Below are 25,238 nucleotides of genomic sequence, written 5' to 3'. Positions count from 1 at the left end.
GCGTTTCGTCCTATTGGTGTTGCACAACGACGAATCGACTGCCGTCCGGGGAGGCATCATACATCGTGTTCAGTCCAACGACATACGGTGCCCTGAACAACACCGACTCCGACACGACAGCCGGCAGCGCACCTGACGTTGCGATGCCCAGTTGGACCGCGACGAGACGATCGCTGCGCCAGTAGTACAGCTCGCGCCCATCAGCGCGCCAGACCGGGTGTACTCCGCCGTTCCTCGAGATCGCCACGCGTCGGCCGGCACGCGGATACGAATCCATATAGACCTCTGGGGCTCCCGACTGGTCCGACGTGTACGCGATCCAGTGCCCATCGGGGGAGATCCGCGCCGCCGTCTCATCCGCGGATGTCGCCGCATACGGCCGTGCCGCCGATCCATCGGCCGGCTGCACGATGACGTCATGCCCGCCCGCACCTTGATCGTCGGTGACGAGAAGCGCATTCCCGTCGCGCAGCCAATCGCTCGGGAACTGCGTGCCGTCGCGCGACGCGACGACTCGCGCCGCGCTGCCGTCGAGGCGTCGCACGGCCACGTCCTTTCCACCTGGAGCGCTCACCGAATAGGCGATGACGTTGCCGTCCGGACTCCACTGCGGATCATTGCTATCGCCGTCGTCGTCGGTGAGCCGCTGCGTGCTGCCGGCGTCGAGATCCGTGATCCACAGGTCGCTCGTACCGCGTCCCGAGCCGAATGCGCCGTATGCGACGCGACGCCCGTCCGGCGAGAAACGCGGGGTCCACGGGCGATTTGCTGGAATTGTGCGCAGCGAACGTCCCGCCCGATCGACGACGACGAGCGACAGTCCGTCAGTAGACCCAACGGTGTTCGCAGCCATATCGGCGCTCGCAATCGCCGCTGTGGCCGCCTTCTCTGGTTGTACGAGTCCCTGGCGGTTAGTCGCCCACCGTGGAACCGGTGTCGCGTGCGCAAGCATCCAACCGACGACGAGCCCCAGCGCAATGCCCGCGACGCCCGCGAAGACCGCGACTCGAGTCGGCACCAGGCCCCTCGACTTCACATCGTTAGGCTGCCGGTGCGGCACATCGAACTGTGACTCCGAAGGCGCTTCCGCTCCTGCTGCTGGCGCGACCAGCGCGGTTGCGAACGCGGTTGCACTCGGAAACCGATCTTCGGCGCGCTTCGCCAACGATCGTTGTACGGCCGCGTCGAGCCACGGCGCAACTTCGGGACGACGCGTCGCGAGCGACTTCGCGGGCTCCTTGAGAATCCGCTGAAGCATGACCTGACGCGACTCCGCGGCAAATGGCGCCTCCCCCACGAGCATCTCGTGCAGCACGGCGCCAAGCGCGTAGACGTCGACGCGGGCATCGAGAGCGCGCTCCCCTCGTGCCTGCTCGGGCGACATGTACTGCGGCGTCCCGAGCGTGAGGCCGGTGCGCGTTAGGCGCTCGCCGCCGGCGCGCTCGAGGGCAAGCGCGATCCCAAAGTCAGCGACGAGGGAATGTCCGCCCTGGAGCAACACGTTCTCCGGTTTGATGTCGCGGTGGACGACGCCACGCGCGTGCGCGTGCTCGAGCGCCTCCGCGATCTCGCGCGCGATTTGCAACGCGTCCTCGATGGGAAGCCGCCGCTCGCGCTCGAGGCGAGAACGCAGTGTTTCTCCGTCGGCGAATGGCATGACGTACCAGAGGAGGCCGCCGGCGCTTCCCGAGTCGTACAACGGGAGAACGTGCGGATGCTGGAGCGACGCGGTGACGCGAATCTCCTCCAGGAATCGCTGTGCCCCAACGGCTGCTGCAATCTCGTCCCGCATCACCTTGATCGCGACGCTGCGGTCGTGGCGCAGATCGCGCGCAAGATAGACCGTCGCCATCCCGCCGTGCGCGATCTCGCGCTCGATCGCGTAGCGCCCGTCCAGCGCGTTCGCCAACGCTGCGGCGGTGCGTTCGTTAGGCGGCAGCGCTGAGCCGGCCGGACGCTCGAGAAAGCTCTCCGTCATACTCTCGTGCGCGGCGAGCAGTGACAGGGCTTCCCGCCGCATCGCGTCGTCGTCGCCGCACGCGTCCTTGAGGAAACTCTCACGCTGATCCGCCGTGCACGCCAGCGCGCCCTGGAAGACTACCTCGATCAGGCGCCACCGCTCCGGTGACATTGGAGGTATGCCGGAGGGCTCGGGCATCGTCATCGTTAGGCCTCCAGCTCGCGTCGCAACCACGCGCGCGCGACGACCCACTCGCGACCAATCGTCGCCTCGGACACGCCGAGCGCCGCGGCGGCCTCCGGTATGCTGAACCCGGCGAAATAGCGCAGCTCGACGAGACGCGCCTTCGACGGATCGAGCGCCGCGAGGCGAGCGAGCGCATCGTCCAGGGCGAGCAGATCCACGGCGTCGAGCGGCGTCCCGTCGACAGCCAGCTCGCCCTCCACGCCGCCGAGTGTCACCTGCGCTGCGGCGCCTCCCCGCTTCAGTGTGCGACGCGAGCGCGCATGATCGACGAGCACGCGTCGCATCATCTGTGCGGCAACGGCGAAAAACTGAGTCCGGCTCTCCCAGCTCGCGCCGTGCTGTTCGTCGAGGCGCATCCACGCCTCATGTACGAGTGCGGTCGGCTGCAGTGTGTGCCCATCGCCTTCCTTGATCAGGGCGTGTCGCGCCTGGCGCCGCAACTCCTCGTAGACGAGCCGCGCGAGCTCGTCGGAGGCCTGTTCGTCACCTGCGCCCCATGCGCGCAGGAGTTCGGTAACCTCGTGCGCGCCATCTGGCGGCGTGGGAATGTGCATGGTTTCGCGGCGACCCGGGGAAGCTGGAGTGGAAGAAGCCCGTCTGCTTGATGGACACTCGGGACGGTGAGTGGGTTTGGTCTCATTTGACGCGCTATGGAATGAGGCGCTGAACGCGCCTGATTCCTTCGATGGAGGACAGGATGACTACGACGCTTATCCGTACTGCTGTTTCAGCGGTTTCACTCGCGGTCGCTCTGCCGGCGACGCTCGTGCTCGGCGCTTGTGCCCCAGCAGCGACGCCGGTCACCTGGGACGGTGCGGTGGCCACACCGGCACACCCGGTCGCCATTCGCTTCGACAACCAGGGGCAGACTCACGTCGACGTCTATTTCGTCGGCGAAAAACGCGAATGGTGGCTCGGCCGCGTTGCGCCTGGCGCGCTTACGACGCTTCGGATCCCCGGCGCCGCGCTTTCGGAGACGTCTGGCTTCGTCCGTTTAGCCGTCCTCGCGGGCGTGGAGCGCTCAGCACAGGCGGCGCTCGATCCACGGGCGACGTTCACGATCGCGCAGGCACCCTCGTCGATCCTGACCCAGCGCTGGACGTTTGTGCAGACACAGCTGGCGACACCAGAGCTGCTCGGGGCGCCACTGATTGCTCGTCGTTAGGCTTGGTGTTGGCTGTCCGACGGCTCGAGCATCAGGACACCGATCTCCGCCGCGCCGGGCCCTGACTCCGTGAACACACTGGCGCGACGACCCGACTCGGCTGCATAACGAGCGGCCACGTCCCGCACCAGTGGTTCTGCTTCGACCGTTGCGAATACGGCGACCGTGCCGCCACTGCCGCCGCCGGTGATCTTTGCGCCGTGGACGCCGCGGTCGGCCCCGACGGCGGCCACGAGCTCGACGAGTCGGTCCGTCCCGGTGCTGCCGAGGCCGCACGCTCCATAGCTTCGGTGCGAGTCGACCATGAGCCGTCCCATCTCGACTGCCGCGGCGGGCCGAGCGGCGAGGGAGGTCAACAGCTCCGCGAATCGCCTAACGCGAGCGTGCTCGCGCACGGGATGACCAGTTGCGGCAAGTACAGGATAGCGCCGATCCGCGCGGACCGCCGTCACCGAGTCAGTGATGCCGTCATAACGCTCGAGGAACTCGGCACCGCCGATCGCCGCGGGCAGGCTTTCGGCAAGATGAGTGAACTCGGAATCGGAAAGATTCGCCAGATACCCGCGCCAGTGCGGGTCGTCGATTCGGACACGATTGCCTTCGCGCTCGACGCGGAGACCCGCACGCGCGGCGATCATTCGATAGCCCATGAACGCCGCGGTCCGGACGGTGCCATAGTCCGCGCCCGACACTACGTGCGAGATACCGGAGTCGATGCCATAGAAACGATAGCCGGCCGGAATCTCGACGTGACCCTCGATCGACCCTGGCTGACAGAGCAGGCGCAAAAGACTGCCGCGACGGCCGCAGGCGCTCGTCATCTGATCCATGATGCCGCACGGCGCGCCAACGACGTTGTTCTCTACCGACTGACAGAGCGTGGCAAGCTCCGTCGCCGACACCGTGCTGCAACACGCCGCGGCCACCGCCATCCCGACCGCGACCTCGATCGCCGCCGACGACGCGACGCCTCGCCCCGCCGGCACCGTCGAATCGATGACGACTCGCAGTCCGACCGGCACCCGGCCTCCCTCGCGCGCGGCGCGCTGCAGGAAACACTGAATGACGCCAGCGCAGTAGCTCGCCCATCGCTCGCTGCCACGGCCATGGAACCACGCCCTGAGCGCCGCCTGCGTTCCGAGCGGACGGCCTGAGGCCAACCGCGATGACTCCATACGAAACAGGTGCCATCGTTCACCGCGGCGGGTCGCCATTTCGCAGAACCGTGTCGTGCGCGGCTGAACCATCGCCACCGTTGCACAGTCAAGCGGCAATTCCAGCACGACGGATCCGCTGTAGTCGGCGATGCCACCCATGACGTCGAGGCGGCCGGGTGCCCGGCCGATGTAGATCGGCGCATCCCTCGCGAAGAAGTTGCGCACACGCTCATCGGCTTCGTGCGGCAGACCGCGCAGACGGTCTATCGCGCTCTGGAACCAATGCGCCTCGCCGGCGTCGCGCAGCGCTGCCAGACGTCGCACCTCGACGCCCGAACGCTCGGCCAGACGTTCGCTCATAGAAGCCCTCGCTGCCGGAGCGACGCTTGCAGCACGGGTTCGACTGCGGCGCGCACACGTTCGTTCGCGTAGCCGACCCAGCTCACGTCGGCCAGGGTGTCGAAGGGCGTATCGATCGCCGCGCCCGCGTGATCGGTGACGATCACGCCCGACTCCTGGGCGACGAGCGCGGTGCAGAGATCATAAGGATGACAACACAGCCCTGACGGAAGGCCTCGTGAGGCGCGCACCGATTGCATCAGTGGCCGCAAGTCCGCAACGAAGCGATCATGACCGGCCATCAATTCATACAGCTCGCCCCCCGTCGACGTGTACTGATCCTCGAAGCACGCGGCTCGTCCCGGCTTCGGAGGCACCAGCGCGCGGGCGATGTCGTCGTCGATTGCCGCGAGAACATCGCGCGCGCCTGGGAAGAATCGCACAACCGTGGCAAAGCCGTGTTCGATCCCCGCCGCTCGCGATGGTCGCAGCGTTAGGCGCTCGCAGCCACCCGAGAGACGATTGAGTCGCCGCGCCTCGACACCGCGTCCGCGCATCGCCCAGAGCTGATCGCACAGATGCTGTTTCACGAGCGGGATCTCGGTCTGCACCGCGAGGGCGATGTCACGCAGCCGAGTCGCCGGACCACGGTTCGGCGCGACGCCGGTGAGGATCCAGGCGCTCCGCTTCTGATACATCAGTCCACGTGTGCCGTCGATCGGATCGATCAACACGCGCCAGCGGCAGTCGTCGCCGCTCGTGCCTTTAGGCAGCACCAGGCCGTCGGCGAGTCCTTCGCCGACGAGACAGATCGGCTCGCGCCGCGCCAGTTCGCTCAGGCCGTCGACGAAAAGCTGCTCTCCAATTCGGTCGATCGCGTAAATGGTGTCGCTTTCGGCTGCGTCGTCCGTCGCGACGGTCGCGAGCTGCTCCGATGATTGTCGCTCGCACGCTTCGACGACGGCATCACGAATCCGCTCGTGAATCGCCCGGATCGGTTCGAGCAGACTTTCCACGGCCGTCACCTCACTCGGCCTGTGTGTAGTGTACGCTCGAGACGGCGCGCAGCTCGGTAGCTTTCTCCTCGGGCGCGGTGTCGTTGAGAAAGTTTCCCCCGCCGATTTCCGGGCCGGCGAGATACTTGAGGAGACCCGGCTTGCGCAGCGGCGGATGGATCTGAATGTGGCAGTGAAATCCCGGATGAGCGCCTCCATCCGTCGGCGCCTGATGGAGCACCATCACGTAGGGAAAAGACATGCGCCACAGATTGTCGAGTCGGATCAACGTTTCGCGCAGGACGGCGCTCAAGTCCACGAGCTCGTCGTGTGTGAGCGCTGCCAGACTCGGTCGCGTCTCGCGAGGCGCAACGTAGGTCTCGTATGGATAGCGCGCGAAGTAGGGAACGAACGAGAGTGCGCGATCGCGTCGCACAAGGAGTCGCCGGCCGTCCGATTCCTCGGCCGCGATCATGTCTTGAAAGAGCGGCTGGCCGTACTTCTCGAGATGATCCGCCTGCGCCTCGGCCTCGATCTCGACCGTTTTGAACACGAAATCCGTTGCGTAGATCTGGCAGTGTGGGTGCGGATTGCTCACGCCCACGACTTCGCCCTTGTTCTCGAAGATGTGAACGCACTTCACCTCATCGCGCGCACCGAGCTCCACGTACTGCGCCTGCAACGTCGTCAGCAAAGAGAGGATTTCTACTTCGCTCAACTGAGCGAGCGTGACGTTGTGGCGACAGTCGAAGCAGACGACGCGCGCCACGCCGCGCGCCGGTCGGTTCTGGTAAATCCCTGATGGCGACGAAAGCTCGTTTGGCGCGGAAGGCCCGACGCACGGATGGTCGTTGTCGAAAACGAAAACGCCGCTGTATTGCTCGTTTCGTTGACCAGAGCTGCGCCCGTTGCCGGGACACAGATAGCAGTCCGGTGCGTATGGAGGCACCGCACGCCTGTCATTGGACACGCGTTCGCCGTGCCACGGACGTTCGTCACGATGCGACGAGATGATGACCCACTCCCGGCGTAGCGGGTGCCAGCGTTCTTCCCAGACCATGGGTCATGATTCTGCGACAAAGGCGTGCTTCCTGCAAACTATGCCGATCCCTGATTTTTGCGGAGGAAAGGCATCATGGGTCTCGACAACATGAAGGATCTCTATCTCGATCAGATCGGCGATCTGTACAGCGCGGAGACGCAGATTATCGAGGCGCTGCCGAAAATGATCGAGACGACGTCGCACGCGCAGCTTCGCGACGGATTCTCCAAGCATCTGACGCAGACGCGGGAGCACGCGCGTCGCCTGGAGGCCATCGGCAAACGCCTCGGAGAAAGGATCGACGACAAGAAGTGCAAGGGAATGGAAGGGCTGTTGAAGGAAGGCAGTGAAGCGATTAAGAAAGGCGGCAATCAGAGCGTCGTCGATGCGGCACTCATCGCGGCGGCGCAGCGTGTGGAGCATTACGAGATCGCCGGCTACGGCTGTGCTCGCACGTACGCCGATGCGCTTGGCCTCACGGAAGACGCCTCGGATCTGCAGAGGACGCTCGACGAAGAAGCCGAGACGGACAAGAAGTTGACGCAGATTGCGGAGTCGATCGTGAACCCTGACGCCCAGCGCACGACGCGCTTCGATCGCGACGTGACGTCGCAGCGTTTTGGTGAGGTCGAGCGCAATCGACCGGACATGCGATGACGACGACGAGCCTCGCCAGAGCGATCGACGAGTCGCTCTGGCGCGCCTCGACCCCACCGCACTTCACCGGCGCGCTTCCGACGGAGGTCGACGTCGCCGTTGTCGGCGGCGGCATTTGTGGCCTCACGGCGGCGTACCTGCTCAAGCAGGCCGGCAAGCGCGTTGCTGTTTTCGAGCGGGCGCGACTCGGCGCGGGTGATTCCGGCAACACATCGGCGCACCTGACATACGTCACCGATGAGCGCATCACGCGGCTCGCGAAGCAATTCGGCAATGACGCCGCACAACTCGTGTGGCGCGGCGGCGCCGTCGCGATCGACCTGATTGAATCGCTCAGCCGCGCTGCAGGTATCGCGTGCGGCTTCCAGCGCGTCCCCGGATACCTGTGCGCTCCGTTCGTCGACGACCCTGATGCCGTGGCTTCTCGTGAGGCGCTGCGGGCCGACGCGGAGCTCGCGCGCACGCTCGGCTTCGCCGCACGCTTCGTCGAATTTGCGCCGCCGACGAGCAAGGCAGCGATCGCCTTCGCCGATCAGGCAGTCTTTCATCCGTTGGACTACTTGTTCGGCCTTGCATCGGCAATCGAGGGCGACGGCTCCATCGTGCGCGAAGGATGTGACGTCGGCGCCATGATCGAGGACCCGTTCGCGGTGATCGTCAATGGCGAGAACGTGGTCTGCTCCGATCTCGTGATCGCGACGCACACACCGCTCGTCGGCATTCGAAACCTACTTGGCGCAACGGTCTTTCAATCGAAGCTCCACCTCTACTCGAGTTATGTGCTCGGCGGTCCGATCGCCGATCGTTCGCTGATGCCGGGTCTGTATTGCGACACGGCGAATCCGTACAACTATCTCCGCGTCCACGATCGCGGCTCGGCACGATACGCGATTTTCGGTGGCCAGGACAACAAAACGGGCCAGGTCACCGAGACCGAGGAATGCTTCGAGCGGTTGGCGGAAACGTTGCTGCGCGTCGTGCCATCGGTGCAGATCGAGCGCCGCTGGCTGGGTCAGGTCATCGAGACGAGCGACGGCCTTCCGTACATCGGTGAGGTCTCGCCGCACCAGTACATCGCGACAGGATTCGCGGGGAATGGCCTCACCTTCGGCACTCTCGCCGGATTGATGATCCAGGGCGCGATTCTCGGCCGGCCCACTCCCTGGCAGGAGCTCCTCGATCCCGATCGAAAGCCGCATTCGTTAGGCGCACTCGAGCGCCTCGTCCGCGAAAACATCGATTACCCACGCTATTACATCGCCGATCGGCTGCGCCCGCACGACGCGTCAGGCGTCGAGAACATCCCTCGCGGTCGCGGCAAGGTCATCTCCCTCGGCGGTCAGCGCGTCGCCGTGCACCGAAAGGACGACGGCGACATCGTGAAAGTGAGCGCCGTCTGCACGCACATGGGGTGCCTGGTCCGCTGGAACGACGCCGAGCGCAGCTGGGATTGTCCGTGCCACGGGTCGCGGTTCACGCCCGAAGGTCAGGTGATCGGCGGACCGGCGGAAGCCCCGCTCGAGAAAGTTGAGTAACTTCTCTAGATCATCGTCCGAAGCAAAACAGCTCCGCCTGATCGTTCGCCTGGCCCGTCAGTGCGTCACGGATGATCTCGGCGGCGATGATGCCGTACGTGATGCCGTTGCCGCCGTAGCCGAGCGCAAAGTAGGAGCTCGGCCAGTCGGGATGAGTGCCGATGTAGGCGAGACCGTCCCTGGTCTCACCAAAGGTGCCGGCCCACGAGAAACCGACCTCCAGTTCGACATCCGGGAACAACGCGCGGAAACGGGCGGCGAGCTTCGCGGTTTTCGCGGCGAGTAACCGGTCGCGCCGCGCGGGATTACTAAAATCCTCATCCTCGCCGCCCACGATGACGCGCCCGTCCGCCGTCGTGCGAAGATACAGATATGGGTGCGCGTGTTCCCAGATCATGCAGTGGTCTTCCCCCCAGCCGGCGATCGGTGCCAGTGGCTCGCTCGCGAACGCGTACGTGCTCGCCAGGTGCGCGACTCTGTCGTCGAGGAAGTCACGCGTCTCGTAGCCGGTCGCGAACACGAGGTATCGAGCGCGCACGAGGCACTTGTCAGCGGTGACGAGCGTGACGCCGCGAGCCGTCGCGTCAATGTCCATCACGGTGGTTCGATCGAACACCCGAAGGCCGCGTCGCGCTGCATCTCCGAAGAGCGCGTGAGCGAAGCCGTACGCGTCGACCTGCGCGGCGTCATGCGACAGCAACGCCGCCGGTCGCCGAAACGGGAATCGCGCGGTGATGTCTTCTTCGTCCAGCCAGTCGACGCGAATGCCGATGGCGTGCCGGGCCTCGAGCTCCGCACGCAGCAGCCTGCGATCGCGCTTTCCCGTCGCGAGGTAGAGGCTCTTCTTTCGCTCGAAGCCGAACGAGCCGCTCGAAGCCTTCGCGACGCGCTCGAGCTTTCCGATGGCATCGCGACAGGCGAGATACGCGCGGTTCGCGTGATCGCGACCGCGCATCTCGATCAGCTCGACGAGTGGGACGTCGATCTCGTACTGCAGCAGGGCGGTCGAGGCGGCGGTACTCCCCCATCCGACATCCCGCCGATCGACCACCAGGGCATCGAAGCCCGCCTCGATGAGATGGTGCGCAACGAGAGCGCCGGTGATGCCACCACCGACGATCGCGACGTCGCATCGCGCGTCGCCGTCGAGTCGGGGATAGGTATGAATCAGCCCGTCGTTGACGGGCCACAGGGGATAGCCTGATTTCAGATCCACGAGCGGAATATCGCAGGAGTACGAGTCGATTTGTGAGCATCTCTCGCGCCCGAACCATCTGCGGGTTCGTGCTGGCGCTGACCGATGGGATGACTCAGCTTTGAGGAGATCGAGATCTCTCGATCCAGCCTGATCACTCCCTTCAGAACGCCGTTAGGCAATGCCGATCAGAACCCTCGTCGCTCTCATTCCTCTTTGCGCCTCTGGTGTACTGCGTGCGCAGTCAGTCCTTCCTCGCGCCCCAGGGGCTCGCGTAGTAGCGGTCACCGCTCCTGGTCCCTGGAGCGAGCCTGGAATCGCGCTCGATCCCCGAGACCCTTCGCGGATACTCGCCGTCTACCAAGGGGCGGCGGCGGGCGCCTACTCGCTCGACGCGGGCCGCACGTTCAGTCCGGCAGGTGTGATCGCTCCCTCTGACTGGCGCAGGGCGGGCGACGTGTCCACCACGTTCGACGACAAGGGGAATGCGTACGTCTCTTACCTGACGTTTGACAAACTTGGAACTCCCTCGTACTGGCGACACGGTGCTGGTCGCAACGGCATCTATGTCCGCCGGTCGGGGGATGGCGGAAGAAGTTGGGACGCCCCGGTTCCGGTTCGCGCCTGGTACACCGGCAACGAACCGGATATGCAGTACGAGGACATGCCTCGCATCTTTGCCGATAACTCACCGAACAGTCCACACCACGGATCGCTTTACGTCGGCTGGATCGAGTGGCAGCTCGACAAATCCATCATTCTCTTCTCGCAGTCGACCGATCAGGGGCAGAATTGGTCGACGCCGATTCGTATCAGTACGCAGGCGGGATTTCCGCGCGATGACAACGGCGACGTCGTCGGCTTTATCGGTACGGTCGGGCCCGACGGAACCATTTACGCAGTTTGGAACTGGCGCTCAACGATCGCACTCGCGATCTCGCGCGACGGTGGCCGCAGCTTCACTCCATCACGGCCGGTGCTCGAGGTCGGCCCGCCGTACTTCGGCGGCACCGGAGCCGTGCCGGGCATTGGCCGCGTCTTCGGCTTTCCTCAAGTTGGCATCGGGCGGCGCCCGTCTGCCAACGCTCGTGGCGGCGTCGACGCGAGGCTCTATGCGTGTTGGACGGACTTCCGCAACGGCGACATCGACGTCTTCCTCGCGACGTCCGACGATGAGGGCCGCTCGTGGTCGACGGCCGCACGGGTTAATTCGGATTCGCTCCACAATGGACGGGACCAGTTCCTCCAATGGATGGCCGTGGATCCCATGAGCGGTGACGTGTACGTCCAGTTCTACGACCGTGGCGCGGATCCCGAGAATCGCCTAACGAGCATGACGCTTGCCCGTTCGACCGACGGAGGGCGCCGCTTCACGAGTTACCGTTGGTCGGATGCGCCATTCGAGGGACACGGAGCCTTCCTTGGCGACTATACCTGGCTCACCGCATACGGCGGACGAGTCTACGGCGCTTGGGCCGAGACAGCTCCCCTGACCGACTCGACGGTGGCGGCCGGGTCGCCTCTCGCCCGAACGCGCACCGTCATGAAGGTAGGCTCCGCCGATTTCTCGCTTTCGGGAAGTGCGACTCGATGACGAATGGTCTGAGATCCCGAACGCCTATTTTGTCGCAATCACGATCATCTTCGCGTCATCCTTCGCGACGTCGCGGAACCACACCGCCACATCCTTGATCCGATCGGGCGCATACACGCCCGTCGCGCCCGCCGTTCGCCGCGTGAGAACGAGCTCGTCGCCCACTTGCGTGTACGTCGATTCGTAGCTCCCGAAGGGACTCACTGCCTTCACGCCAGGCGGTAGCTGCGCTTTCCAACCCGCAGGCAACTTGACTGTGAGCTCAACCAGTGTCGATCGATTGCCGAAAATGCGCACCGCATCCACGGGGAAGCGTCGCTCCTTCGCCGTCTCCAACTCCTTCGCAACCGAGTTGAGCCCTGCCGTGCTGCCGAACGGGATCGTGAAGATCTCCGAGGCGCCGGCCGGCGATGCCGCTTTCCCGTGCTTGATCTCGATGCTCATGTGAGGTGTCGCGTGCAGATCCTTCCCCTCGAAACCCGTTAGGCTATCGCCCTCGGCGCCATCGAAGAATTTCGACGCAATCGCGTTCGCCGCATTCGCCTTCTCGGTCGAATCGAGCGGATTCTCGAACGCCGAACGTAGGCTGTACTGCAGGGCCCCCGTTCCCTCCTCGTCGTACCGGCCGTTGAACATGCCGTCGCTCGAGAGAATGCCGGAGACGCGAATCGTCGTCACGTTATCCGACGGATGCGAGAGCGGAAGCTCCTTCTGCTCCGTCGTGCCGTCGGGGTGGACGACAAGCGCAAGCTCGCCCTGCTCGCCGTACGGCAGCTCGCCGTAGGGCGTGAACTCCGAGGTGAGATCAGTAAACTGATATCCAGTGGGCGTTTGTACTGCCGCGATGGCGTGGTCGAGTTGGTCGAGCGTCGCGAGCTCTCTGTAGGACACGCCCGTGGAGTTGAGCAGCACCGGGAACGTCGTGATCCCCAGCGAGTTCATCGCCGCAACGAAGAGCGTCGCTTTGTCCTTGCAGTCACCGAAGCCGCTCACCACGACGGTGTCGGGCGACCGCGGCTGGTAGCCGCCGAGTCCGAGGGCGATCGACACGTAGCGAATGTCCTGCGCGACCCAGCGATGCACGGCGCGGATGGTGTCGCCTCGCGTCTTTGGCGCCGCCGACGCGAGCACTTCGTGCAGCTTGGTCTCCGACGCCTTGCCTAACGCGTACCGGTCGTGCGAAATCTTCGCGTACCAGCTGCCGACGTCCTGCCACGTGAGCGGCGACGAGAGCGCCACCTGCATCTGTACGTTGTTCGAGTCGGCCGCGTAGAGCTCACCCTTGAGCCGCGGGACGTCCGCCGCGATCCAGGTATACACTCGGCGTCCATTGACGTCCTGTGTCTTTCTCGGGAAGTTTAGATTTCGCTCATGGAGCGGGACGGCGAGCGACGCTGGCACGTCGACGATGAGGCGCGACCGCTTGACGGTGAGTCCCGTCGAGACGCTCCAGCTCTGAAAAAAATCGCCAGGCAGGTAGGGCTTGAGCTCCTCGCGCGAATAACTGTAGTCGACGAGCGTGCCCACGGCGACGCCGGATAGCGAAACCCTCTTCACCTTGCGGTCGGAATACACCGGGTCGCCCATCTGGGCCGGCACATCCGAGTCCTGCTCGTGCGACGGGCCTTCGCTGATCACCTTGCCATCCGCGCCGATGACGCGAATCCAGTTCAGCGTGAACTTCTCGTGCCCGGGTGCGTAGCTCCATCGAAACTCGTTGTACCGTTCGACGGCGCCAGGCTTGAGTATCTGCACAACTTGCCGGAACGTCTCCTTCCCTCGACCATCGGCCTCGAGGCGCACGACGCCATCGTCGAGCAGGAAAACGGCCTCCTCCTCGGGATGGTCCGCAGCCTTCACGGCAAGCTTGTAAATCGTATCCGACTTGACGCTGGGATCACCTTGCTGCGTGATCGTCGGGGCCTGCGCCGTCAGCGCGGCAGCGGAAGCGAAAAGCAGGAATGCGGTGCGACCGAGCATCGAATTGAGCATGTAAAGTGTGGGGACTCGCGAGCGGCGTAGCCCGTGAGGTCAGGTAGTATGAATGGCGGGCCTCATGAACGCCAGTGATCGGGGCACGTCGTCCGAGGCTCGCGTGGCCCGTCGCTAAATCCAGCCGATGTGTTCGTCTGAACAAGGCCGTATCACAAACAAAACTGCTCGGCACGACTGGCCGTACCGGGCCTAACGCCCGGGACGGCACCTCGCGTTACCTGAAGACTAACACTTTAGTCACTTATCAAGCCGCGTCCCTACGCATGTTGGGGTTCGCCACCTCCCTTCCTCTCCTCCACCACGACTCAGGTCGCCAATGCAGACACCGAGCGTACCAGTCAATCGGCCGATGGCCGCCAGCAACATGGGCACGTCGGCCACCATCCCGCCGATGGGCTTCGGCGAGGCCGTTTCGGCAGGGTTCAGCAAGTACATACAGTTCAGCGGCCGTTCGCGACGCGCCGAGTACTGGTACTGGGTGCTTTTCATAACGCTGCTGAACTGCGCCATCCTCCTCGTCGTTCCTCTAACGTTGGGCGTGAACTGGGCGAGCAATCTCTACGCCCTGGCCTCGATTGCGCTGTTCCTGCCGAATCTCGGCGTGCTCATTCGGCGGCTCCACGACACCGATCGCTCCGGCTGGTGGTTCCTTCTTCCGCTCACCATCATCGGCGCGTTCGTTCTGCTCGTCTGGCTCTGTCAGGAAGGGACCAAGGGGCAGAACCGATTCGGCCCGCGCACGACCTGATCGAGCGCTTGTCCTCGCCTGTACGCGACCGGCGCGCCGCATGGTGCGCCGGTTCTCGTTAGGTATCACTCGTCCTGTGCTATTCGCTCGTTCTGTTTCGTTTCGTCGTTAGGCACCGTGCTCGAGCCTCGCTAACGCGGCGTTTGCGACCGTGCCATAAACGAGATGACCGGCGAGTCCGCGGGCGTGCGTCTGCCACGGGAAGGCCTTCGGCCCCGGGGTGAGTCCGAGCAACGGCGTCGCCGTTTCATCCATCACGAGCCAGAAAACGCCTCCGAAGGCGAGGCCCGCCGCCGCGGACGATGCGGCGACACGCGGCCGAAGCACGCCGTACAGTGCGCCCGCGCCAATACCCAACGCCCAATGGATGGCCTCCCCCTGGCGCTGTCGCTCGTCGTCCGAGAGTGAGTGTCCGAGGAATTTGGCCACTTTGTCGGCGGCGACGCCGTACGCGGTCTGCCCATGCCGTGCACTATCCTCTCGCGATCGCGCAATGGTGCCCTCTCGCTCATAGAGCAGTGTCGTCACCTTGCCCATGATCCACGTCGCCACCGCCCCGGCGATGGCGCCATCAATGATGTCCACGAGCACCGATTGCTTCTCAGCCATGGTTCCTCCAGGTAATGGCAAGGAGCGGTGGAAATGTCGTGCCGCTCTAACCCTTTCCTCCCGCCTGCTGTCCAAGTCGCATGCACATTCCACAAGATTTCCGCTATGCAGTGCGCGGGCTCCGCCGATCACGCGTCTTCACGGCCACCGTGATGATCACGCTTGGCCTCGGCATCGGCGTCAACGCCGCGATGTTCGGCGCCGTCGATCGGCTCATGTTCCGCCCCTTCGCCATGCTACGCGATCCCGGAGCCGTGCATCGCGTCTATCTCCAATTCGGTCGCGACCAGCGCTTCACGTCGTCCCTTTACCAGTACGCGCGCTATCTCGACCTCGAGCGCTGGACGAGCTCCTTCTCGCAATATGCCGCGGTGTCGGCGTGGCAACTCGCGGTCGGACCGAGCGACGTCGGACGAGAACGACAGACTGCGGGCGTGAGTGCGTCCTTTTTCGGCTTTTTTACCGCGCGCCCGGCGTTAGGCAGATTCTTCGACGCCTCGGAAGATTCGGTGCCGATGGGCGCCGACGTCGTCGTCATCAGTTACGACTATTGGCAGTCGTCGATGGCGGGTCGGAACGTCTTGGGCGAGAAACTTCAAGTCGGGCCACGTCTCCTCACGATCATCGGCGTCGCACCGAAGGGGTTCGTCGGAGTCACAGAGGGTGAACCGCCGGTCGTGTTCGTTCCTGTCACCACGTTTGCCTACATGCTCAACCAGGGCAATGCGCAGAGCTTCGCCCGAAGCTACCACTGGGACTGGATGAGCATGCTCGTACGGCGGAAGCCCGGTGTCACCGTCGCTGCGGCGTCCGCCGACTTGACGAAGGCGTATGTCCGGAGCTGGGACGCGCAGCGACTGCTCGACTCGTGGCTCCCGCCGTCGGCCAGCAGGAAACCTCGTGCTGTCGCCGGTGCAGTGCGACGCGCGGGCGGGCCGGACGCGGGACTCGAGTCTCGCACACTGCTCTGGGTCGGCGGCGTCGCCGTGATCGTTCTGCTCATCGCGTGCGCCAACGTCGCCAATCTCATGGTGGCGCGCGTGCTCCGCCGCCGCCGCGAGATCGCCGTGCGGCTCGCGCTAGGTATCAGCCATCGCCGGCTCGCGACGCAATTTCTCGTCGAGAGCACCCTCCTCTCGACACTCGGCTGCCTAACGGGTATCGTCGTTGCCCTGTGGGTTGCCGCCGCACTTCAGCGACTCGTCGTCCACGAAGGGGCGCTGCTCGACTGGGAGACGTTGCTCATCGCCGTCGCATTCGCCGGCGCTGCGGGCATCCTCACGTCGATCGGGCCAGCGCTACTTGCCGTCCGCGGCGATCTCTCGAGCGTGCTCCGGGCGGGCATGCGCGAGGCCCACTATCAACGCTCGCGAACCCGCTCGACGCTGCTGGTCGCGCAGGGCGCACTCTCGGTTATTCTGCTCGTCGGCGCCGGGCTGTTCGTGCGAAGTCTCGACAACGTTCGCTCACAGCGTCTCGGTTGGGAGCCTGATCCAGTCCTGATCGTCACGCCGAACTATCGCGGCCTCGTCATGGACAGCGCCACGGTGACGGCATTTCGTGCCCGACTCCTCGGGGCGGCGCAGTCGCTTCCCGGCGTGGCGTTCGCGGCGCGCGTGAACGGTCTGCCATTCGGCACGAGCACGTTTTCGCTCTTCGTCCGCGGCATCGACTCCGTCCAGCGGCTGGGTCGTTTCAATTACCAGGCGACAACGCCGGACTACTTCAGTGTCGTCCAGACGCACATCCTTCGTGGTCGCGGGTTCACGCCGAGCGAACGTGGCTCGTTAGGCCGTGTCGCGGTGGTCAGCGAGTCCATGGGGCGGCGGTTGTGGCCGGGCAAGGATGCCCTCGGTCAGTGTTTTCGCCTCGAGGCAGACACGATGCCGTGCACCACGGTGATCGGGATCGCCGAGGACGCCGTGCAATACAGCATCAGTGACAATGAGCGACTCGTCTATTACATGCCTGACGAGGCACCGCCGTCTATGCGGCCCGGCAATCGACTCCTGCTTCGCATGACCGGCGACGCGCCGGCCCAGATGGAGCAAGTTCGTCGCGCCTTACAGGCGGTGATGCCGGCGCCCGCCTACGTTACCGTCTCGACGCTCGAGGACCTCGTCGATCGCCAGCGGCGGTCATGGCGTCTCGGCGCCGAGGCCTTCAGCGCCTTCGGCGTGCTGGCACTCCTCGTCGCCGCCGTGGGTCTCTACGCCGTCATCGCCCATGACGTCGAGCAACGGACGCACGAAATGGGCGTACGCGTCGCGCTCGGCGCGCAGGTGTGGAACATCGTTAGGCTGATCGTTGCGCAAGCAATGACCTTCGCGGCGGCTGGGGTGACCCTCGGTCTGGTCACGGCGCTCCTCCTGTCTCGTTGGTTGCAGCCGCTGTTGTTCCAGGAATCGTCGCGCGATCCCGCGGTTTTCGGTGTCGTCGCGCTGACACTGGGTCTGGTGGCATTCGTCGCCAGTGCGGCTCCGGCGCTTCGGGCATCACGGGCAGATCCGAGTACGGCGTTGCGGAGCGAGTGAAGCTCGCACGGAAGCCGGACGCAACCGGAACGAACCGTCGGCGAGCTTGGTGACCCATCGGTTGGCTGTGTTACGTTCTGATGAACGCCGTCACCGTTCACCGTCCGACACGTGCCACTCGATGCCCCAGCTTTCACCGGCCGACGCCGAGTACGAAACCAAAGTCCGCCTGAGCTTCGGCGCGCAACGTGTGATGGCGACGATTGGTGCGACGTTAGGCACCGTCGCGCCGGGAGCCGTTGACATCGTTGTCCCGTTCCGCGACGACCTCACGCAGCAAGACGGTTTTGTCCACGCCGGGATCGTCGCCGCCGTCGCCGACAGTGCCTGTGGCTACGCCGCACACACCCTCATGCCGCCCGGCGCGCGTGTCCTCAGCATCGAGTTCAAGCTCAACCTGCTCGCCCCCGCCGTCGGCGAGCGCCTCGAGGCGCGCGGCCGAGTGATCCGCGCCGGCCGCACGATCACCGTCTGCCACGCGGATGTCGCTGCCATCACCGGGACGGATGAGAAGCTCGTCGCGACGATGACGGGAACATTGATGACCTTGGCGAGCGGCGAGTGATCGCGGACTAGCGGGAACACTGGCGTTCAACTTTTCTTCCAGCCCTCGCGTATCCCGCAGGGTTCCTCAAGGAGTGGCGTTCATGTCGGAAGCGCAGCACCCCGCATCAGTCGAGATGATCGTTCGGCAGACGAATCCGGTGAATGAGGAAACTCCCCTCAACGAAGTCGACTCGTACCTCACGCCGTCAGATCACTTCTACATCCGTAGTCACTTCGACGCTCCGAGAATCGACCGTTCGGCGTACCGGCTGCACATCGACGGCGCGGTCGCCAATCCGCTGTCGCTCACGTATCAGGAGCTGAAAGCGATGCCGGCCGAAACGCACGTTGCAACGATGGAATGCGCGGGCAATGGACGTGCGCTGCTCGTCCCGCGCGTGCGTGGCGTTCAATGGGAGCTCGGCGCCGTTGGCAATGCCGAGTGGACTGGCGTGCCTCTGACCATTCTACTCGATCGCATCGGATTGAAGGACGACGCGTGCGAGGTCGTCCTCGAGGGTGCTGACCGCGGGAGGCCTAACGAGCCACCAGTTCCGCCCGAACCGATTGCATTCGCTCGGAGCATTTCGAGAGCCAAAGCACTGCATGGAGACGTGCTCATCGCGTACGCGATGAATGGAAAGGAACTTCCGCTGCATCACGGCTTTCCGGTGCGCGCCGTTGTTCCGGGTCACTACGGCATGGCCTCCGTCAAATGGCTCACGCACATCGAGGCCGTGCGCACACCATTTCGCGGCTACTGGCAGACAACGGACTACGCCTACTGGGCTCGCGTCGATGGCAATTCCGTACGACGGGCGCTTGGCGAGATGGAGCTCAAGTCGCAGATCATTCGACCACGGGCCATGGAAACGATCGAGCCTAACGCGCGCTGCACGATCGTCGGCATGGCCTGGGCTGGCGAAACCGAGGTGACCGAGATTTGCGTGAGTACGGATGGTGGGCAAAGCTGGTCCGGAGCGATGTTTCTCGATCCCGCTCGACGATACGCCTGGCGCCGCTGGACGTTCGAGTGGATGACGCCGCGGACGCCCGGCCATTACTCGCTGTTATCGCGGGCCGTAGCGGCCGATGGGAGCCTCCAGCCGGACACACGTGATCCGAGCTATGGCAGCTACGTGATCAATCACCTGCTGCCGGTCGAGGTCATTGTCGCTGCCGACTAACGGAACTCCTTGACGGATCGTCGACGCGGCGGCATGCTGATAGTAGACATTCGACTATCGGGGCCCGTTCCATGGTCCGCCGCGACATCAAGGAAGACAGACTCGAGCTGCTACGCGGTACGCTCGACATGCTGATCCTCAAGACACTGCTCTTCGGACCGACGCATGGTCGCGGGATCGCGAATTACATCCGACAAACCACCGACAACGTCCTCTCGGTCGAACACGGCTCGCTCTATCCCGCGCTTCATCGGCTCGAGCGCAGTGGACTGATCAGCGGCAAATGGGAGACGCGCGCTGAGTTGTCACGTGAGCTCAAGTACTACCGGCTCACTCCTGCTGGTCGCACGCAGCTCCGCGCCGAAAGCTCGAAATGGAACCAGCTCGTTACGGCGATCACGCGCGTGATGCGTCCAACGGAGGCGTAGCGCATCCGATTCCCCCGCCCATTCCACAATCGCCCTCGACCATCCGACGCGGAGATCGCACGCGAGTTGAAGGATCATCTCGAGCTCGACGCGGAAGAAATGGTGGCGGCCGGCGAGCCTCGGCGAGCTGCCGACCTGCACGCGCGACAGCGATTCGGGAACGTCGGAGTCATCCACGAAGAGACTCGTGAGGCGTGGGGCAGCCTGTGGCTCGAGCGCTTCGAGCACGATGTGCGCTTTGGCTTCCGGGTGCTCTGTCGCTCGCCGGTGTTCTCGATCGTCGCTGTCGTTTGCCTCGCGCTCGGCATCGGCGCGCACGCGGCGGTCCTGAGCTGGACCGAGGGCATCGTGCGCCATCCCTTCCCTCTCGTGCGCGACCAGGACGAATTGGTCGCGGTGGTGGGGACGGCGAAAGGCGCCTCCGGTTATGATGAGATGTCGTGGCCGGACTTCATGGACCTCGCGCGCGGCACATCGGCGTTCAGTTCGTTCTTCGTCAGCAAGATCACCGGGGCCACGCTCACCGGAGGCGATCGCGCGGAATCGCTCGTTGGGCAGCTCGTCACCGCGAATTACTTCGAGGCCCTCGGTGTGCGCCCAATCCTCGGTCGCGGCTTCCTACCTAACGAGGACGTTGGCCAGGGCGCGCATCCGGTCACGGTCATCAGCTACCGCTTGTGGCAGGATCGATTCGCGGGCAATCCGCGCGTCGTCGGCTCGACGATTCGGTACAATGGAGTACCGCACACGATCATCGGCGTCACACCGGAAGGATTTCTCGGGACGTTCGTCGGGTATGCGATGCAGTTCTGGACGCCGGCGTCGCAGCAAGCGGTATTCGATCCGTCCGGATATAAGCTCGAAGATCGCACCGCGCGCTGGATCGAGGGATTTGCGCGGCTCAAGTCCGGCGTCGGCATCGCCACCGGTCAGGCGCAGATCGATGCCGCGGCGCGGCGGCTCGCCGCGGAGTTCCCTGACGCGGACCGCGGTCGTGGCGTGCGCGTTCTGTCGTTGCAAGAGAATCCATTTGACAACGCAAAAACGCTCAAGCCGATGCTGCGCGTTGGCTCGCTCGTCGCGATTCTCGTTCTTGCCATCGTCTGCGCGAACATCGCCAACCTGTTGCTCGTGCGCGCGCTTGCTCGACGATCGGAACTGTCCGTGCGACGTGCGCTCGGCGCGAGCCGCGCGCGATTGACGCGGCAGTTGGTGACAGAGGGCCTTATCCTCGCCATCGTCGGCACCGCCGCGGGGCTCTTTCTCGCCTACCTGTCTCGTAACGTGCTCGGGCTGTTCTTTGCGCCGCGCGGCGGTGCCTCACTCGTGTTCGCCGCCGACTTCAACGCACGCGTCCTCACGACGACGATAGCGATCGGCTTGGGATCCACACTGATCTTCGCGCTCGCGCCGGCGATCCACATGACGCGTCTCGATCTGGCGTCCGCAATCCGCGCCGCTGCGACAAGCGCTGTGTCGGGCAGCCCCGGCCACCTCCGCGCTGCCCTGGTCGTTGTGCAGGTCTGTCTCAGCGTTCTCCTGCTCACGAGCACGGGTCTCGTGGTGACGAGTCTTGAACGGTTGCTCGCCGCTGATCCCGGTTTCGCGACGACGAACGTCGTCACGACCGGCGTCAATCTCTTCGCAGCTGGGTACGACACGGCGCGCGTACACCGCTTCCAGGACGAGCTACTCCAACGGACCCGCGCGATTGGCGGTGTCTCCTCCGTCGCACTCGCGCGCAGTCTTCCATTTTCCACGCGCCCCTACGACAATGGGCAGATCATGATCGACGGCTATCAACCGTCGAAGGACGAGCAGCCAACGGCCGACAACAACGCCATTTCACCGGATTACTTCCACACGCTCGGCATCGCCTTGCTGTCCGGTCGCGATTTCACCACGGCCGACGCCGAGACGTCGGCACCGGTGGCAATCGTGAGCCTTGCACTTGCGCAACGCTATTGGCCTAACGATTCGCCAATCGGCCGGCGCTTGCGGTCGCGCGGCTCATGGATGCGCATCGTCGGCGTCGTCGCCGACATGAAGTATCGTTCGCTGACGGAGTCGCCCGGCATGCTGTTCTATGTGCCGCTCACACAGCGTCGCTCGCCGGCCGTGAACATATTTCTGCGTACGTCGTCGAACGCAGTTGCCTTCGGGCTTGCGCCGGCCGTCGTGAGCGCGATGCATGCGATCGATCCGAACGTCTCGCCGTACGAGATCCTCACACTCCGCGAGCAGGTGAACCGCTGGACGTCCGCCCAGCGCATCCTGGTGACGCTGCTCGGAATCTTCAGTACCGTTGCGTTGTTCCTTGCCGTGATCGGCCTGTATGGGACCATTGCGTATATGGTCTCGCAGAACACCCGAGAGCTCGGCCTTCGCATGGCACTCGGCGCGAAACCAGCGCAGCTCCTGGCGCTCGTTATGTCGTCGGGTATGCGGATGACACTGGTCGGCGTCCTCGTCGGTGTAGCCGTCGCGCTCGGGACGACGCGGCTCCTCGGCGATCTCCTTTTCGAGGTCAGCCCCAGAGACCCGACCATTTTGGTCGGCGTCTCGGTCGTCATGGCGGTTGCGGCCGGCTGCGCGTGTCTTATTCCGGCCTGGCGCGCTTCCCGGCTCGATCCCGCACGCGCGTTGCGCGTGTAAACCGCGCGGCGTCTGCGGTGCGGCGGCGTACCCTCGGTCATCCGCTACGACATCGCTTTCTTCGCCGCTTTCGACTTCCTGGAACTGTTGAGCGCGACCGCTTGACTGACGAGCGCCTTGAAAGCGGACGCGTCGATCGCTTCTCCTTCGTGGATGTCGATCGCGCGGCGCACGTTGCCGTCGAGACCCGTGTTGAAGAGACGGGCCGGATCCTTCAGCGACGCGCCCTTCGCGAAGGTGAGCTTCACGACATTCTTGTAGGATTCGCCAGTACAGATGATGCCGTCGTGCGACCAAACCGGAACGCCCCGCCACTTCCACTCCTCGACGACGTCCGGGTCTGCGTCCTCGATGACCTTGCGTATTCTGCCGAGGGTTTCCCCGCGCCAGTCCCCGAGCTCGGCGATTCGATTCGAGATGAGCTCCGATGCCGACTGACCCGTGCTCGCGCCCGACTTTTTCATGTTCTCATCCTCTCACGGTTAGGCACGCGCCGGCGCCGCCTCGATGCGGCGCCAGAAGAAATAAGAGAGCGCCCAGAGCACGCCGGTGCCGGCCGCCCAACCCCACACCTCCGGGCCATCGCCCATCGAGAAGTGGGCGATGAGCGCAGAGCCAAGGGTGATGGCGAAGCCCGCGTAGGCCCATTCCTTGACCCGCGCCGAGACCGGCGCCAGCAGCACTACCACACCGAGGACCTTCGCCCACGAGAGCTCCACGCGAAAGTAGCCGGGGAACCCGAGATGAGTGAACATCTCCGAAACTTGCGGCAGGCGGAGTTGCGCGTAAGCAGTGAAGCCTATCTGGAGACAGAAAAGCGCAGTGGCGATCCAGAAGCCGAGAACCATTCTCTTGGAGCGCGGTATGCTCAACTCTCTGGGCTGCTGCAGAGTGATTTCCATGACTTCCCTCCTTTGATTCGACCCTCGGGACCGTTGGTCGGCTAAGCGCCGCTCTCCGCGCTGAACTGCTTTGCGTACTCGCTGTGCAGTCGCTGCCAGCCGCCGAACTTCGTCGCGTCCACGCCAGCGATGCGGCCGATGGGGGCTCCGCTGAGAAGCCCATCGAGTACATCGAGACAGATGTGCCAGCCGGCGGCACCCATCGAGATGTAGCGGCGATCGATGTTGGCCCACAGCGTCAGGCGCGTGCCGCCATCGTGGGCTTCGAGCTCCCACCGGATCTCACCGCCGCCCCAGTTGAACTCGAGGATCCTGGGAGCATCGGCACGCCGCACTTTCGATTCGGTGACGTGCGGCGCCGGCGCTCCGACTGTGGTGAACTTCACCGTGCTTCCCTCCGCCGCCAGACTCCGATCGACCTCGAAGGGCGCCCACTCGCGCAGTTGTGATGGATCGGTGAGCGCCTTCCAAACTTTCTCCGGCGGGTGGCGCAGCTCCCTGACGAAAATGAGCGTCCACTGATCTCCGTTCTTTTGTATGCGCGCTCCACCGGCCGGACCTGGTGTGTACTTCTCGCGAACGGTCATCGTTTTCTCCTTGTCTTCTTTTTCGTTGGCGTCGATCGATCCATGCGGTCGAGGTGGCGCTCGAGCGCATCGACGTGAGCCGCCCAGAAGCGCCGGAACGGCGCCAGCCAGGCCTCGAGCTCGTGGAAAGGTTCCGGTCTCAGCCGGTAGAGACGGCGCTGGGCGTCGACCGTGGACTCCACGAACCCGGCCTCGCGCAGCACGCGCAGGTGCTTGGACACGGTCGGCTGCGACATCCGCAGGTGACGCTCGATTTCACCGACCGACTGGTGTGACGAGACCAGGAGGCCCAGGATCGCGCGGCGGTTGGGCTCCGCGATGATGTCGAAGACGGTTTCCACCCTCGTAATATGCCCCACGGCTTATATGCGTGTCAAGGCATATTAACGACCGCGAATCGATCGCCGGCGATTCTCGACGTCACCTGGATGCGCGGCGACTCCGCGTCTCTGCCGCCGGCCGCCAGCGGTATTCGGGTCGCATACGAACGCTCCTCAACCTGGAGTAGACCTCCGTTCCGCGTGGATCGATCGTGTCGTCGAATAGCGCGTAGACGTCTTGGATCGACACCAACTGCCAGCGCACGAGGTATCCGTCGGGATTCATGTGCGGCTCGGCATATCTGGTCCACTCGAGCGCCAGCCGGCGCCGCGCGTCGTCGGGATCATTCGCCTTCAACAGGACGAGCCGATCCTCGAGGCTCAGGAGGCCCTTGACCTTGCCTTCAATCTGAATGGCGACGACGCCCCAGACGCAATACCAGGCAAAACCTGACGGGCGGAACTTCTGTCGCCGTCCCTGGATCGTCTCGACCATCACAAACTTGACATGCCGGCTGCGCGCCAGGGCGCCGACGCGATTGGCGGGGACGATCGCGTCAAGTGTCCAGCCGCCCGGTTTCTTTCCGCGCAAGACGAATTCGATACCCCGAAAGGCGCGTCTCAGATGATCCCGCTGCTTCGCGAGCGTCTTTCGCAAAGTGGCGTCGCGCTGCTTCGTGCGCAGAAGCCTAAGCCTCAAGGCTGTCTGACCCACAAGCTGAATCGACAAACGGACAGAACGCGATCCGAGCGCCGAGAGTGACCTCGGTGTCAGTCCAAAGTTGTCGAGTCCGATAATTCGGGGTTGCTTCGGCATAGATACTTTCTAACCTACTCACCAG

General features: G+C 64.4%; 23 protein-coding genes. 10 read left to right on the top strand and 13 right to left on the bottom strand.

What is annotated here, in order from left to right; translation table 11 throughout:
• Positions 1-10: 10 nt before the first annotated feature.
• Both VGH98_24755 and VGH98_24750 read right to left on the bottom strand, forming a co-directional pair.
• A complete protein-coding gene (locus VGH98_24755; GenBank protein ID HEY2379215.1) occupies positions 11-2,164 on the bottom strand; it encodes a protein kinase in 2,154 nt (717 codons plus the stop codon).
• A 2-nt stretch (positions 2,165-2,166) separates the two neighbouring features.
• Positions 2,167-2,760, bottom strand: coding sequence for an ECF-type sigma factor (locus VGH98_24750; protein HEY2379214.1), 594 nt, complete (start codon positions 2,758-2,760; stop codon positions 2,167-2,169).
• A 143-nt stretch (positions 2,761-2,903) separates the two neighbouring features.
• Between VGH98_24750 and VGH98_24745 the strand changes: the two genes are divergently transcribed.
• Positions 2,904-3,371: a hypothetical protein gene (locus VGH98_24745; GenBank protein HEY2379213.1), complete on the top strand. Its 468-nt coding sequence runs from the start codon at positions 2,904-2,906 to the stop codon at positions 3,369-3,371.
• Here VGH98_24745 and VGH98_24740 read toward each other — a convergent pair.
• The 3 genes from VGH98_24740 to galT are packed head-to-tail and all read right to left on the bottom strand — an operon-like array spanning position 3,368 to position 6,922.
• Positions 3,368-4,888 (bottom strand): hypothetical protein, encoded by a 1,521-nt coding sequence (locus VGH98_24740; GenBank protein ID HEY2379212.1) that lies wholly within the window; start codon positions 4,886-4,888, stop codon positions 3,368-3,370. The two genes, VGH98_24745 and VGH98_24740, sit on opposite strands and share 4 nt — an antisense overlap.
• Positions 4,885-5,892: a hypothetical protein gene (locus tag VGH98_24735; protein HEY2379211.1), complete on the bottom strand. Its 1,008-nt coding sequence runs from the start codon at positions 5,890-5,892 to the stop codon at positions 4,885-4,887. Before VGH98_24735 ends, VGH98_24740 begins: the two co-directional genes overlap by 4 nt.
• Position 5,893: 1 nt before the next feature.
• Positions 5,894-6,922, bottom strand: coding sequence for a galactose-1-phosphate uridylyltransferase (galT, locus tag VGH98_24730; GenBank protein HEY2379210.1), 1,029 nt, complete (start codon positions 6,920-6,922; stop codon positions 5,894-5,896).
• Between the two features lie 75 nt (positions 6,923-6,997).
• Between galT and VGH98_24725 the strand changes: the two genes are divergently transcribed.
• Together VGH98_24725 and VGH98_24720 are read left to right on the top strand one after the other, a co-directional pair.
• Complete coding sequence (locus tag VGH98_24725) at positions 6,998-7,561, top strand: ferritin-like domain-containing protein (protein ID HEY2379209.1); 564 nt, start codon at positions 6,998-7,000, stop codon at positions 7,559-7,561.
• Positions 7,558-9,096 carry an FAD-dependent oxidoreductase gene (locus tag VGH98_24720; protein ID HEY2379208.1) on the top strand — a complete coding sequence of 513 codons (1,539 nt, stop codon included), beginning with the start codon at positions 7,558-7,560 and terminating at the stop codon, positions 9,094-9,096. Before VGH98_24725 ends, VGH98_24720 begins: the two co-directional genes overlap by 4 nt.
• Positions 9,097-9,106: 10 nt before the next feature.
• Here the strand turns inward: VGH98_24720 and VGH98_24715 are convergent, their stop codons facing one another.
• Positions 9,107-10,312: an FAD-dependent oxidoreductase gene (locus VGH98_24715; protein HEY2379207.1), complete on the bottom strand. Its 1,206-nt coding sequence runs from the start codon at positions 10,310-10,312 to the stop codon at positions 9,107-9,109.
• Positions 10,313-10,748: 436 nt separating this feature from the next.
• Here VGH98_24715 and VGH98_24710 point away from each other — a divergent pair, with 436 nt between their 5' ends.
• Positions 10,749-11,885: a sialidase family protein gene (locus VGH98_24710; GenBank protein ID HEY2379206.1), complete on the top strand. Its 1,137-nt coding sequence runs from the start codon at positions 10,749-10,751 to the stop codon at positions 11,883-11,885.
• 24 nt (positions 11,886-11,909) lie between these two features.
• On the opposite strand, the gene VGH98_24705 is transcribed toward VGH98_24710, so the two are convergent.
• Positions 11,910-13,877 carry a DUF3857 domain-containing protein gene (locus tag VGH98_24705; protein HEY2379205.1) on the bottom strand — a complete coding sequence of 656 codons (1,968 nt, stop codon included), beginning with the start codon at positions 13,875-13,877 and terminating at the stop codon, positions 11,910-11,912.
• A 319-nt stretch (positions 13,878-14,196) separates the two neighbouring features.
• On the opposite strand from VGH98_24705, the gene VGH98_24700 reads away from it, so the two are divergent.
• Positions 14,197-14,628 carry a DUF805 domain-containing protein gene (locus tag VGH98_24700; protein ID HEY2379204.1) on the top strand — a complete coding sequence of 144 codons (432 nt, stop codon included), beginning with the start codon at positions 14,197-14,199 and terminating at the stop codon, positions 14,626-14,628.
• Positions 14,629-14,736: 108 nt separating this feature from the next.
• Here the strand turns inward: VGH98_24700 and VGH98_24695 are convergent, their stop codons facing one another.
• Positions 14,737-15,237: a DUF1440 domain-containing protein gene (locus VGH98_24695; GenBank protein HEY2379203.1), complete on the bottom strand. Its 501-nt coding sequence runs from the start codon at positions 15,235-15,237 to the stop codon at positions 14,737-14,739.
• Between the two features lie 80 nt (positions 15,238-15,317).
• Here VGH98_24695 and VGH98_24690 point away from each other — a divergent pair, with 80 nt between their 5' ends.
• The 5 genes from VGH98_24690 to VGH98_24670 all read left to right on the top strand — a co-directional run bounded on the left by VGH98_24690 (position 15,318) and on the right by VGH98_24670 (position 22,587).
• Complete coding sequence (locus tag VGH98_24690; GenBank protein HEY2379202.1) at positions 15,318-17,771, top strand: ADOP family duplicated permease; 2,454 nt, start codon at positions 15,318-15,320, stop codon at positions 17,769-17,771.
• Between the two features lie 121 nt (positions 17,772-17,892).
• A complete protein-coding gene (locus VGH98_24685) occupies positions 17,893-18,336 on the top strand; it encodes a PaaI family thioesterase (GenBank protein HEY2379201.1) in 444 nt (147 codons plus the stop codon).
• An 82-nt stretch (positions 18,337-18,418) separates the two neighbouring features.
• Positions 18,419-19,504, top strand: coding sequence for a sulfite oxidase (locus VGH98_24680; protein HEY2379200.1), 1,086 nt, complete (start codon positions 18,419-18,421; stop codon positions 19,502-19,504).
• Positions 19,505-19,575: 71 nt separating this feature from the next.
• Positions 19,576-19,932, top strand: a complete 357-nt coding sequence (locus VGH98_24675; protein HEY2379199.1) for a PadR family transcriptional regulator — start codon at positions 19,576-19,578, stop codon at positions 19,930-19,932.
• Between the two features lie 66 nt (positions 19,933-19,998).
• Positions 19,999-22,587, top strand: coding sequence for an ABC transporter permease (locus VGH98_24670; GenBank protein HEY2379198.1), 2,589 nt, complete (start codon positions 19,999-20,001; stop codon positions 22,585-22,587).
• A 44-nt stretch (positions 22,588-22,631) separates the two neighbouring features.
• Here VGH98_24670 and VGH98_24665 read toward each other — a convergent pair whose 3' ends face one another.
• From VGH98_24665 to VGH98_24645, 5 genes are all read right to left on the bottom strand, one after another.
• A complete protein-coding gene (locus VGH98_24665) occupies positions 22,632-23,051 on the bottom strand; it encodes a DUF1801 domain-containing protein (protein ID HEY2379197.1) in 420 nt (139 codons plus the stop codon).
• Positions 23,052-23,069: 18 nt separating this feature from the next.
• Entirely contained in the window at positions 23,070-23,489 is a 420-nt protein-coding gene (locus VGH98_24660; GenBank protein HEY2379196.1) for a DoxX family protein, read from the bottom strand.
• A gap of 41 nt (positions 23,490-23,530) precedes the next feature.
• The gene (locus VGH98_24655; GenBank protein ID HEY2379195.1) at positions 23,531-24,076 is read right to left on the bottom strand and encodes an SRPBCC family protein; all 546 of its coding nucleotides are present in this window, start codon (positions 24,074-24,076) and stop codon (positions 23,531-23,533) included.
• Positions 24,073-24,417: a metalloregulator ArsR/SmtB family transcription factor gene (locus tag VGH98_24650; protein HEY2379194.1), complete on the bottom strand. Its 345-nt coding sequence runs from the start codon at positions 24,415-24,417 to the stop codon at positions 24,073-24,075. The genes VGH98_24655 and VGH98_24650 overlap by 4 nt, the downstream gene beginning before the upstream one ends.
• Positions 24,418-24,496: 79 nt before the next feature.
• Positions 24,497-25,096, bottom strand: a complete 600-nt coding sequence (locus VGH98_24645; GenBank protein HEY2379193.1) for a DUF4288 domain-containing protein — start codon at positions 25,094-25,096, stop codon at positions 24,497-24,499.
• Positions 25,097-25,238: the final 142 nt, after the last annotated feature.

Source organism: Gemmatimonadaceae bacterium (assembly GCA_036496605.1).
GTDB lineage: Bacteria > Gemmatimonadota > Gemmatimonadetes > Gemmatimonadales > Gemmatimonadaceae > AG2.
Note: the sequence above shows the minus strand (reverse complement) of the source record. Positions and strands in the feature narration are given on the sequence as shown.